Below are 11,555 nucleotides of genomic sequence, written 5' to 3'. Positions count from 1 at the left end.
GCAAAAGCATGGCCCAGTTCCTCAACACAAAAGAAACCCTTGTAACAGAGGCGATAGACGGCCTTTTGGCCTCTTCTGGCGGCGCATTGACTCGGTTGGACGGTTACCCGCATATCAAAGTGGTTTACCGCTCAGACTGGGACAAATCGAAGGTGGCGTTGGTCTCTGGTGGAGGGTCCGGTCACGAGCCGGCTCATGCGGGTTTTGTCGGGGCTGGAATGCTGACCGCCGCTGTTTGCGGAGAGGTGTTTGCATCCCCATCGGTCGAAGCGGTTCTTGCTGGTATTCTCGCCGTGACCGGCGAGGCGGGGTGTTTGCTGATCGTCAAGAATTACACGGGCGATCGGTTGAACTTCGGGCTCGCTGCGGAACGTGCCCGCGCCTTGGGGCGCAAGGTTGAGATGGTAGTGGTGGATGACGATATCGCCTTGCCGGACTTGCCGCAGCCGCGCGGTGTGGCAGGGACCTTGTTCGTACACAAAATTGCCGGCGCGCTTGCGGAGGATAGCGCCGATCTGGACACTGTTACCAAGGCTGCGAAAAGCGTCATCGACAAAGTGGTCAGCATCGGGATGAGTCTGGACACCTGCACTGTACCGGGGTCTCCGAAGGAGGACAGGATTGCGCCTGGTAAAGCTGAATTGGGCTTAGGTATCCATGGCGAACCGGGTGTCGAGCAGGTGGAATTTGCCGATGCGGTCTCAGCAATGTCGACCGTTGTGGAAAAGTTAAAACAACGGGTCGGTGCAGGGGAGTGTGTTGCGTTGGTCAACAACCTCGGGTCGACAACCCCTTTGGAAATGTCCGTGCTAACGCACGCTTTGTCCGAGACCGGGCTGGCGCGACACATCATCGGACCCGCGCCAATGATGACATCGCTGGACATGCACGGGTTCTCCGTTTCTGTGCTTCCTGTCAATCACGACGAATTGTCGGCGCTTGCGGCACAGGTTGACCTTGTAGCTTGGCCAGGCGTCAATTCTATTGGCCCAATTCAAGTTGCCCCCTTGCCAGATGGCCTGACCCCCATCGATCCTATTCCTTCGAACAATCCAGCAACGAAGGAAACGATCACTCGATTGGCCGAATTGCTGATCAACGCAGAGAAAGACCTGAACGAATTGGACGCCAAATCCGGTGATGGTGACACTGGCAGTACATTGGCAGCAGCGGCGAGGGCGTTGCAGGGTAGCCTTGATAGGATGCCTCTTGCCGATCTGACACAGTTATTCCCGGCCCTGGGTAATGAACTAAGCCAGACAATGGGGGGCTCGTCAGGCGTGATCCTTGCCATCTTTTTCAATGCTGCCGGAGACGCCTGCGCCAGTGGCGCGTCGATCCCGAAATCTCTTGTGGAAGGTTTGAACCGCGTTAGCCAGGTTGGCGGGGCCAAAGTTGGGGACAGAACGATGATCGATGCGCTGGCACCCGCGCTGGACGCTTTGCCTTCGGGTTTGGCTCAAGCTGCACAGTCGGCACGCGAAGGTGCGGACAGTACGGCAAATATTCACCGTGCCAAGGCCGGTCGGGCTGCCTATGTTCCCGAGGAAAACCTAATGGGAAACAACGATCCTGGCGCTGAAGCCGTCGCCTTGCTGTTCGAGGGGCTGGCTCAGGAGATTAAAGGCTGAACGACTCGTGGAAGACCAAAAGCACACACTAAAATTGGTAAATAAGCCAACTGTGAATGACATCGCGCGCGTTGCGGGGGTTAGCTTGGCAACTGTTGATCGGGTCTTGAACAGGCGACCCGGCGTTCGGGCCGTGACCGTAGAAAAGGTTCAACAGGCAATCGATGAGCTTGGCTATGTCCGCGACACCGCTGCAGCCAACCTCGCGCGACAGCGTGTCTATAACTTCTTGTTCGTGCTGCCCGATACCGACAACGAGTTTGTCGAAGCGCTCAGCAAGCAGATCGTTGAACAGTCACGCGATCAGTTCATTGAGCGGACGCGTATGAAAATTCAGCGGGTGGCTCCGTTTGACCCTCAGGAAATTGTCGAGATTCTGGATGCGCTGGACAGTCGCGATATTGATGGCGTCGCCGTTTTCGGCCCCGAAACGCCTTCGGTCCGGGATGCCGTGAAAAGAGTCCGAGACAAAGGCGTTCCGGTGGTGGCTTTGGTGTCTGACCTGCCCAGCTCGGACAGGGACCATTTCATCGGAATTGACAACGTTTCGGCAGGTCGTACGGCAGCTCAACTGATGGGGCGCTTTGTGCATCGCAAGGGAAAAGTGCTGGTGCTGACAGGCTCGCGCCTGGCGCGAGATCATTTGGAACGGCGCCAGGGATTTGATCTGGTTATCGCCGAGGATTTTCCGCATCTCGAAGTCGTGGCGTCGGTCGAAGGTCGCGACGACCCTGAGCTGATCTACAAGATGATGCCCGAGATTTTTGAGACCTACCCGGATCTCGTCGGGATCTACTCTTCCGCTGCTGGCAATGCTGGACTGATCCAGTTTCTGTCCGACGGCAATATCAGCAAAGATCTTGTGATTATTGCTCACGAGCTTACGCCGCTGAGCCGCGAAGCGCTGAGACGCGGGACTTTTGATGCGCTGATATCGCAAGATTCAGGCCACCTGGTCCGATCTACGGTCCGCCTGCTGCGCGCAACATCAGACAAGGTTCCTTTTAACAAGGCGCAAGAGCGCATTCGTATCGACATCTATCTGAAGGAAAATTTGCCGCCATAGTGGCATCGGTTTTTGGGGAGGAGACATTATGAAAAATATAAAGGGCCCGGCGTTGTTTCTGGCACAGTTTGCCGGAGATGAAGCGCCCTTCAATTCGTGGGACGCCATCACTAAATGGGCGGCGGATTGCGGCTATAAAGGCGTTCAGGTGCCCAGTTGGGATGGCCGGTTGTTTGACCTTGAAACCGCCGCCTCAAGCACGGACTACTGTGACGAGTTCAAGGGTAAGGCCAAAGAGAACGGCGTAGACGTCACCGAGTTGTCCACGCATCTTCAGGGCCAACTTGTAGCCGTGCATCCCGCATACGACACAGCATTCGACGGCTTCGCCGCCGAAAGCGTTAGAGGGAGCCCGAAAGCCCGGCAGGAATGGGCAGTGGATCAGGTTAAGAAAGCGCTGTCAGCCTCCAAGAATTTGGGGATTTCAGCGCACGCGACATTCTCTGGCGCATTGGCTTGGCCCTATGTCTACCCTTGGCCGCAACGTCCTGCTGGCCTGATCGAAACGGCGTTTGATGAACTGGCAAGCCGTTGGATTCCAATTCTGGATCACGCGGAAGACTGCGGCGTCGATGTGTGCTATGAAATCCACCCGGGCGAAGACCTTCATGACGGCGTGACCTTTGAGATGTTCCTGGAACGGACAAGCAATCATGCTCGGGCTTGTATGTTATACGACCCGTCGCACTACGTCCTGCAATGTCTTGATTATTTAGACAATATCGACATCTATAAAGACCGAATCCGGATGTTTCATGTCAAAGACGCTGAGTTCAACCCGACCGGTCGGCAGGGCGTCTATTCCGGTTATCAAAGCTGGGTCGATCGGGCAGGACGGTTCCGGTCGCTTGGCGATGGTCAGGTCGACTTTGGGGCCGTGTTCTCCAAAATGGCGGCGAACGATTTTGACGGCTGGGCTGTGGTCGAATGGGAGTGTTGTCTGAAACACCCTGAGGACGGGGCGCGTGAAGGCGCGCAGTTCGTGTCCGATCACATTATCCGCGTGACCGAGAAAGCATTTGACGACTTTGCAGATGGTGGCGCGGATGAGGCGGCCAATCGGAAAATGCTGGGGATAGACTGATGGTAACTGGACGCAGTGAAGAAACATCTGGCCGTATTCGCCTTGGCATGGTTGGCGGCGGCAATGATGCGTTCATAGGCGGTGTGCATCGAATTGCCGCTCGCTTGGACGACAAGTTCGAGCTGGTCGCAGGTGCCTTGTCTTCAACGCCGGAGAAATCCCGGGAAAGCGGCGCAGCGTTGGGACTCGACCGGGTCTATGACGATTTCAAGCAGATGGCGATCAGAGAGGCGCGATTAAAATCGGGGATAGAGGCAGTCTCGATCGTCACGCCCAATCACGTTCACTACGCCGCCGCGCGCGAGTTCCTGAAGCGCGGCATTCATGTGATTTGCGATAAACCCCTCACCTCGACCCTTGGGGATGCCAAGAAGCTGGTCAAGGCGGCAGAGAGTTCAGGTGCGCTGTTCATTCTGACCCACAATTATACCGGCTACCCAATGGTCCGTCAGGCGCGTGAGATGGTCGCCAATGGAGAGATCGGCAAAATCCGCGTGGTTCAGGTTGAATATCCGCAGGATTGGTTGACCGAGCAGCAGGATTTCAAACAAGCCGAATGGCGAACTGATCCTGAACGTTCCGGCACAGGGGGATCGACGGGTGACATCGGAACCCATGCCTATAACATCGCCTGCTTTGTGACAGGCCTGAAAGCGGAAAGCCTTGCGGCTGATTTGCAGGCCTTCGTGCCAGGACGCAGAGTCGATGACAACGCGCATGTTCTGCTGCGGTTCGAAGACGGCGCGCGCGGGATGCTGTGGTCGTCCCAAGTTGCCCCAGGCAACGAAAACGCCCTGCGATTGCGTGTATATGGAGAAAAGGGTGGGCTTGAGTGGGCGCAGGAAGACCCGAACTATCTTTGGTTTACGCCCTATGGCGAACCAAAACGTCTGATCACCCGAAATGGGGTCGGAGCCGGGGATGCCGCCAATCGGCTAAGCAGGGTACCTCCGGGCCATCCGGAAGGGTATCTGGAGGGGTTTGCAAACATCTATAGTGAAGCTGCGGACGCCATAATAGCGTTTCGAAGTGGCAATTCGCCTGATCCGTCAGTGATCTATCCAACCGTTCAGGATGGGTTGAATGGTGTCAGGTTCGTCGCAGCTTGTGTGCAAAGCTCTGCAAGAAATGCAGCTTGGATAAAGCTGGAGTAGCGAGATAGCCGCCTTGACACGGCGCCTTCTGTAATTAATTTTACCAACTAAAATAAAATGCCAAAAGGTGACGCCGAATGTATCTTGGATTGGATTTGGGAACGTCGGGTCTCAGAGGAATTCTGATTGATGATGCCGGTCTCGTCGTCAGCGACGCAGAAGCCGACATTTCCACATCGACGCCAAAACCCGGTTGGTCCGAGCAGAACCCCTCAGATTGGATTAACGCGTGCACAAAGGTTATTGCGAAGCTCCGTGCAGACAACGCATCGGCATTTGCAAAACTGCGCGGCATTGGTCTGAGCGGGCACATGCATGGTGCCACCCTGCTGGATGCCGAAGGTGAAACCCTAAGGCCCTGCATTCTATGGAATGATACACGGTCTGCTGACGAGGCAAAAACGCTCGATCAGACGCCACAGATGCGGACCATATCGGGCAACATTGTCTTCCCGGGTTTCACAGCTCCGAAACTGGAATGGGTGCGGACGCATGAGCCGGACGTGTTCTTAAAAACAGCCAAGGTTCTGCTGCCGAAAGACTATCTGCGGTTTTGGCTGACGGGTGATTACATCTCGGACATGTCAGATAGCGCCGGCACATCATGGTTGGACGTAAACAAACGGCAGTGGTCAGAAGCGGCGCTGGGTTTGGGTCATATGCAAGCTGCACAGATGCCTCGTCTTGTCGAAGGGAACGAGCCGGCTGGTGAACTGAAAACCGAGCTACGGCAGGCATGGGGGCTTTCTGGTTCGGTTGTCGTGGCAGGTGGCGCCGGCGACAATGCAGCCGCTGCCTGCGGTATCGGGAGCGTACAGGATGGTGCGGGTTTCGTTTCGTTGGGAACGTCCGGTGTTCTTCTTGTTGCTCGGGATGCATATGGCCCTGCGCCTGAAACTGCCGTGCACTGCTTTTGCCATGCTGTTCCCGAAATGTGGATACAAATGGGGGTTATACTCTCGGCAACAAACAGTATGAATTGGCTGTCGCGCAATCTCAGCCAACCTGTGGAAAAACTGGCGTCGCTGGTACCTGACAGCATTGCCGGACCCTCTTCGATTGCGTTCCTGCCGTATCTTTCAGGCGAGCGAACGCCGCATAACGACAGCCGGATTCGAGCAGCATTTTTGGGCGTAGACGTCGCATCTGGCCCTGCTGATCTGACCCAAGCTGTGATGGAGGGCGTTGCCTTTGCGATGCGGGACTGTCTTGAAGCCTTGAAAAGCACTGGAACCGCGCCGACCAACCTGATGGCCGTCGGCGGAGGCGCAAGGTCTAGGTTCTGGTTAGAAACACTGGCGACAATATTGCAAGTGCCGCTGGACGTGCCGAAAAGCAGCGAATTCGGAGCGGCCATGGGTGCTGCACGCCTCGCAATCTGTGCCGCCAACAACGCAAAGCCCGGCGCCATTATGAAACCGCCTAATATTCAGGAAAGCATCGACCCACGCAACGATCTGGTCGAACTCTATGAAAGGGAATACGAGCAATATCGGCAGTACTATAAGGCGCTGGCGCCCTTGGCGGCTGGATGATGGTTGAAGTTGGAAAACCTTCTCGGTTCGAAACGGTTATACTGACTGATGGAGACATGCGGGCCACCGTCCTGAACTATGGAGCAATCACTCAAGGTTGGTGGTACAAGGGTGCGCAGCTTATTCTCGGGTTTGATGACCCAATTAATTACTTCACCGATACAACCTACATGGGCGCAATTGTTGGCCGTGTTGCGAACCGGATCGGCGGCGCACGGCTCGAGTTGGCAGGCGCAGGTTTTGAGCTTAACGCCAATGAAGGTGAAAACACTCTACATGGGGGAGCGGAAGGGCTTTCCAATCAATTCTGGAACCTTGAGCAGACCGCACCAAACGAAGTGATATTGCACTACCTTTCACGCGACGGGGAAAGCGGCTTTCCGGCGAATGTCCGGTTCGAGGTCAGCGTCACGCTGCGAAACCCACGGTTGACCTACACACTACAAGGCTATCCTGACCGCCCTACGCCGATCAGTCTTACACAACACAACTACTATACTTTGGGCAGTTCAAAGGGCGTTGATGCACACAAGCTGGAACTCGACTCAGGCCGGTACTTGGATATTGACGAACAAGGAGTTCCGTCTGGCGAGCTGTGTTCAACCAAGGACAGCGAGTTGGATTTCTCCACGCCTAGATCGATCGGGTATGTTCCGATGACGATCGACCACTATTTCTGCTTTGACCAAAATCGTGATCCGGCAGATCCGGTCGCAAAATTCACCGCGCCGTCCGGTCTTTCTCTGGCCGTCTATTCTGACCAACCCGGAGCACAGGTCTATTCGGGTGCCCAACTGGCAAAACCCCTACGCGGTTCAGCTGGTTTGTGCATCGAGCCATCGGACTATCCAAACGCACCCAACATACCTTCGTTTCCCTCGATCATTTGCACGCCCGAGAAACCGTACAGGCAGGTGCTCACTCTTGAGATCTCGGGAGGCGGCAATGAGAGCTAGTTTACTCATTCCCATCATCAGCTTTTTGATTGCTGGCACCAGCGCCAATGCTCAGGAACTTGGACCACCTCCGACTTTCCTTGAGCCTGATTTCGACCGCGTTGAATTGGGACAGTTGCTTTTCTACGATCCGGTTTTGTCCGGCAACAAGAACATCAGTTGTGCGACTTGTCATCACCCTAGGCTTGGCACGTCGGATGGCCTTTCGCTCGGCATCGGGGAAGGCGGGATCGGCTTGGGCACTGAACGCACGCTGGATCCTCAGAATACGCCGGAGCAACGTATCCCTCGAAACTCACCGGCGCTTTGGAATCTTGGTGCGACGGAGTTCGCGACGTTTTTCCATGATGGGCGTCTTGAAGCCGATCCAACGCAACCAAACGGGATCAGAACACCTTTGGGGACACATATGCGGCCCGGGTTTCAGTCGGCGTTGGCGGCACAGGCGATGTTCCCGGTGCTTTCACCAGACGAAATGGCCGGTCATTACTCTGAAAATGACGTCAGCAAAGCGGTTCGATTGGGGCTATTGACACAACAAGGTGGAGCGTGGGACCTGATTGCGGCCCGTGTTGCCGCCATCCCGGAATACAAGCAGCGCTTTGATGCCATAACGCCGGGTAGTGAGATTTCATTCACGGCCATTGCAAACGTGATCGCAGATTTCATCGCATTCGAATGGCGCGCCGACAACAGCCCCTTTGATCGCGCGATGCGAGGCGAAGACGCATTATCTGAAAACGCCGAAATCGGCATGAACCTGTTTTACGGCAAGGCTGGGTGCAGCAGTTGCCACGCGGGCTGGTTCCAGACGGATCACAAGTTTCATTCGATCGGTTTGCCGCAAATCGGGCCTGGAAAGGCCGCGCGGTTTGAGAGTCATGTTCGCGATGATGGGCGACTTCGTGTTACAGGTCGTGCAGAAGATGCGTTCACGTTTCGCACACCATCTCTACGCAATGTAACGCTGACCGCGCCGTACGGGCACAACGGAGCATTTGCGCGTCTCGAAGATATCGTGCGCCACCATCTGGACCCGGTTACATCCTTGCGACACTACACGGTGGACATGGCTTTGTTGCCAGATTTCCCCGGCTCTGAAGACGAAACTCCGTTGCTGGAGCAGCAACATCTGGACGCCATTGCCAACAGCAACAGCTTGTCGAAAATTACTCTTACGGATCACGAGGTCGACGCTCTTTTAAGTTTTCTGGCAAGCCTTGAGGACCCGGCGCAGAGGCTGGGTGTGCCTGCCCAAGTTCCAAGCGGTCTGCCGGTAGATCAATAGTCACCGATACATTTGTACAATCTGGTTCGGTGCCACGTCCTGCCACGTGCTGGCTTCTCCATCCGGCCAGATCACACGAAGCTGCACTTGAGTTTCGTGCCCCAAACCGAAATGATGATATCCGGCCACGCCACCAGCATGTCCGCCGCCAATGGTTATTTCTCGGGTTTGCAAACCTTGCGCGGTTTGAACCTCGACAAATCCACCGACCGCTGCCTGGTTGGATTTGCCCTGAGCAACATCAACCAACAGCCAATTGCCGCCTGTTGAGATATTTTGACTGACCTCAAGTTTTGATCCACGGTTTATTACCACCAGATCGAGCCGCCCATCGTTGTTCAGATCTGCAAGCGCTGCACCGCGAGACTTCGCCATCGAAGCAACACCAGCCTCTGCCGAGGCTTCGATAAACTGACCTTCCGAGCGCTGAACCAACAGGTTATTTGGATCGTTCAGTGCAGCATCCGGCATTTGCTCGACATTGCCTTTGGTCACGAAGATATCGTCTCGGCCGTCATTGTTGACGTCTCCAAACTGCGCGTGCCAGCCGGTCGACGGTCTTCCGTCGTTGCCGACATGCGGTCTGTGGGCTGTTGTGCCTTTTTCGTAGGTTGCATCGCGCCACGTCGGGCCGTTGGTATCCGGGTCAAACACCTGAAGTTTCTGGTCGCCCATCGAAGTCAGATAGACCTCGGGATAGCCGTCTCCGGTCAGATCGCGAGAGGCAATACCCATTCCCCAGATCGAATAGGGCAGCCACCCGTCTTCGGACGAGTATAATCGCGGCTCAGGCTCCATCGCCCATAGCTGTTCTTGCCCATTGCGTACATAGTAGTGGCGGTCATTGCTGACACGAAGGTCTGCGCGTCCGGTTCGTGCCCAGTCGGAAAACAGAATGGAAAGCGAGCAGAAGCTGGGTTCCAGTTGCTGGGGGGGGCCATAGCTGCCCTCGTTCGGGCGATAGAGTAGGGTTGGCTCGCAGGATTCAAACGGGCCTTCCGGGTCGAAGCGATCGACGTAAGTTCCAAATGCCAAAGTTGGCAAGGATTGGTCGTCTTCCCATGTGGCCGAAAACCCTGTGGTCCAGTGATCCTCGGTTTGGAACTCGATGTTATCGAAGGGACGGAACTGACAATCCAACTGACCTTGAAGCAGGACATCTTCGCCCACACGCAATATGGCCAGATCCATCAAACCATCGCCGTCAACGTCCAATGGGTAGGCGCCGGTTACTCCGGTTAAGGACAGCTGATCCGGTGTCTCAATATGAAAAGAAATCTCGCCCTCAGAGGTGTTTTTGAACAGCTGAGATCGATTGGACCCGCCTGCGACGAACAATTCGGGCAACGTGTCTCCGTTACAATCGAAAACCGCTACACCGCCGCCAACAAAGTGCTCCCAACCGCCATCGTAGATATGAACGGGCACGTCGATGCTTATGAATTGAGGCTTTGAACCGGCATCAGCAGCTGTAGCAAGAACGAATAATGCCGCAAATTCAGGACGCATTCGACGCGAGCTCCTTTACCTTCAGGATCGAGACCTGTTCGATCCCGTACGCGGCCGCACCTTTGGCCCACATCAGATCGCCCCAGTGATGCACTTTGATTTCAGGCAAGGGTGCGTCGACATTCACGACACCATTTCGAATGCGCGTCATAACCTCGGCTGAGCAGAGGTGTTCAAAGCTCATTTGCGCACCTGACACAATTATGCATTGGGGATCGAACAGATTGATCAGATTGGACACTCCAAGACCAAACATCTGCCCCGCACGTGCAAGCACCGAGGCGGCTCTGTCATCACCGGAATTGGCGCGAGTGTGGATGTCCGAGACCGTTTGTATGTCGTCGGCGTGACCCGTGACAGTCATTTCCCGGATCAAGGCATAGTCCCCAACATAGGCTTCCAGGCACCCCCGTTGACCGCATTGGCACAGAGCGCCGTCGAGTTGCACTTTGGTATGCCCAAACTCGGCCCCGCAGCCTCTTTTCCCGCGGTAGAGCCTGCCGTCCAAAACGATACCCAGGCCAACACCATGTTCGATCGTGACAACAAGAAAGTTCTTTAACCCTTTGCCTAGCCCAAAAAGCTGTTCGGCTTTTGCGACGAGGTTGGCGTCGTTTTCTACGAAGGCAGGGCAGGGGAGCTCTTTCGCAAGTAAAGGGTTGAAATCAAAGTTTCTTTCGGTCACCGAAGACGACCAGTGGACAAAGTTTCTAGCTGCATCAATCTGCCCAGCCAATCCGATTGAAATGCCAGCCAAATGTCCGATTGACAGACCGACCTGTTGGCATGTGTCTTCAAGGGCCACGCGAACAGTCGATACTAGGTTTGCCGGCGACATTCGGGCATCTTTAAGCGGGACCTTGTGCGACGTCACCTCGTTGCCTTCAAAATCCACGAGAATGACCGAGATCATCTGACGTGCAATCTTCAGGCCCGCGACTAGGAACGACTGGCCGTCCAATTGCAGCAAAACTCTGGGTCGCCCTCTTTTTCCTGACTTTGACTGTGCTTCGCCTTCAATCTCTTTGATTAGTCCGGCCGAGATCAGATCAGCCGTCGCTGAGGTGATCGTGGCAGGACTGGTTTCCAAGGCTGACGCGATATCAATCCGCGAGACGGATCCCCTGCTTCTGATCTGTTCCAACACCCGCAAGCGGGTTGCGTTTCTTTGGTCTAAAGAAACCACAGACGCTTTGCTTTTCAGCATCTTGCCCTCGCGAATCTTACTCTGGACCCAACTTAAGTGAATTTAGAGGTGTCTTGTAGGCTAAATATTTTACCGGCTGAAATAAATATGCTATTCAAAATTGGGAGAGCCGCGAATCGAGAAAC

General features: G+C 55.2%; 9 protein-coding genes. 7 read left to right on the top strand and 2 right to left on the bottom strand.

The annotated features are described in order from the left end of the window. Nucleotides 1–8: 8 nt before the first annotated feature. From AB1A64_RS09710 to AB1A64_RS09680, 7 genes are all read left to right on the top strand, one after another. A complete protein-coding gene (locus tag AB1A64_RS09710) occupies nt 9–1,631 on the top strand; it encodes a dihydroxyacetone kinase subunit DhaK (protein WP_366551217.1) in 1,623 nt (540 codons plus the stop codon). Between the two features lie 7 nt (nt 1,632–1,638). After that, nucleotides 1,639–2,697, top strand: a complete 1,059-nt coding sequence (locus AB1A64_RS09705) for a LacI family DNA-binding transcriptional regulator (RefSeq protein WP_366551216.1) — start codon at nt 1,639–1,641, stop codon at nt 2,695–2,697. A gap of 28 nt (nt 2,698–2,725) precedes the next feature. After that, the gene (locus tag AB1A64_RS09700; protein ID WP_366551215.1) at nt 2,726–3,781 is read left to right on the top strand and encodes a sugar phosphate isomerase/epimerase; all 1,056 of its coding nucleotides are present in this window, start codon (nt 2,726–2,728) and stop codon (nt 3,779–3,781) included. Continuing rightward, nucleotides 3,781–4,935, top strand: a complete 1,155-nt coding sequence (locus tag AB1A64_RS09695) for a Gfo/Idh/MocA family oxidoreductase (RefSeq protein WP_366551214.1) — start codon at nt 3,781–3,783, stop codon at nt 4,933–4,935. Before AB1A64_RS09700 ends, AB1A64_RS09695 begins: the two co-directional genes overlap by 1 nt. A gap of 77 nt (nt 4,936–5,012) precedes the next feature. Then, nucleotides 5,013–6,470 (top strand): xylulokinase, encoded by a 1,458-nt coding sequence (gene xylB, locus AB1A64_RS09690; protein WP_366551213.1) that lies wholly within the window; start codon nt 5,013–5,015, stop codon nt 6,468–6,470. After that, nucleotides 6,467–7,426 (top strand): aldose epimerase family protein, encoded by a 960-nt coding sequence (locus AB1A64_RS09685; protein WP_366551212.1) that lies wholly within the window; start codon nt 6,467–6,469, stop codon nt 7,424–7,426. Before xylB ends, AB1A64_RS09685 begins: the two co-directional genes overlap by 4 nt. Beyond that, nucleotides 7,416–8,714 (top strand): cytochrome c peroxidase, encoded by a 1,299-nt coding sequence (locus AB1A64_RS09680; protein ID WP_366551211.1) that lies wholly within the window; start codon nt 7,416–7,418, stop codon nt 8,712–8,714. The genes AB1A64_RS09685 and AB1A64_RS09680 overlap by 11 nt, the downstream gene beginning before the upstream one ends. Here the strand turns inward: AB1A64_RS09680 and AB1A64_RS09675 are convergent, their stop codons facing one another. Together AB1A64_RS09675 and AB1A64_RS09670 are read right to left on the bottom strand one after the other, a co-directional pair. Beyond that, the gene (locus AB1A64_RS09675) at nt 8,715–10,223 is read right to left on the bottom strand and encodes a CRTAC1 family protein (protein WP_366551210.1); all 1,509 of its coding nucleotides are present in this window, start codon (nt 10,221–10,223) and stop codon (nt 8,715–8,717) included. After that, on the bottom strand, nt 10,213–11,430 hold the full coding sequence (locus AB1A64_RS09670) for an ROK family transcriptional regulator (protein ID WP_366551209.1): 1,218 nt from the start codon (nt 11,428–11,430) through the stop codon (nt 10,213–10,215). The genes AB1A64_RS09675 and AB1A64_RS09670 overlap by 11 nt, the downstream gene beginning before the upstream one ends. Between the last annotated feature and the right edge of the window lie 125 nt (nt 11,431–11,555).

Origin of the sequence: Ruegeria sp. ANG10 (assembly GCF_040705255.1) — a bacterium.
Taxonomy (GTDB): Bacteria; Pseudomonadota; Alphaproteobacteria; order Rhodobacterales; family Rhodobacteraceae; genus Ruegeria.
Note: the sequence above shows the minus strand (reverse complement) of the source record. Positions and strands in the feature narration are given on the sequence as shown.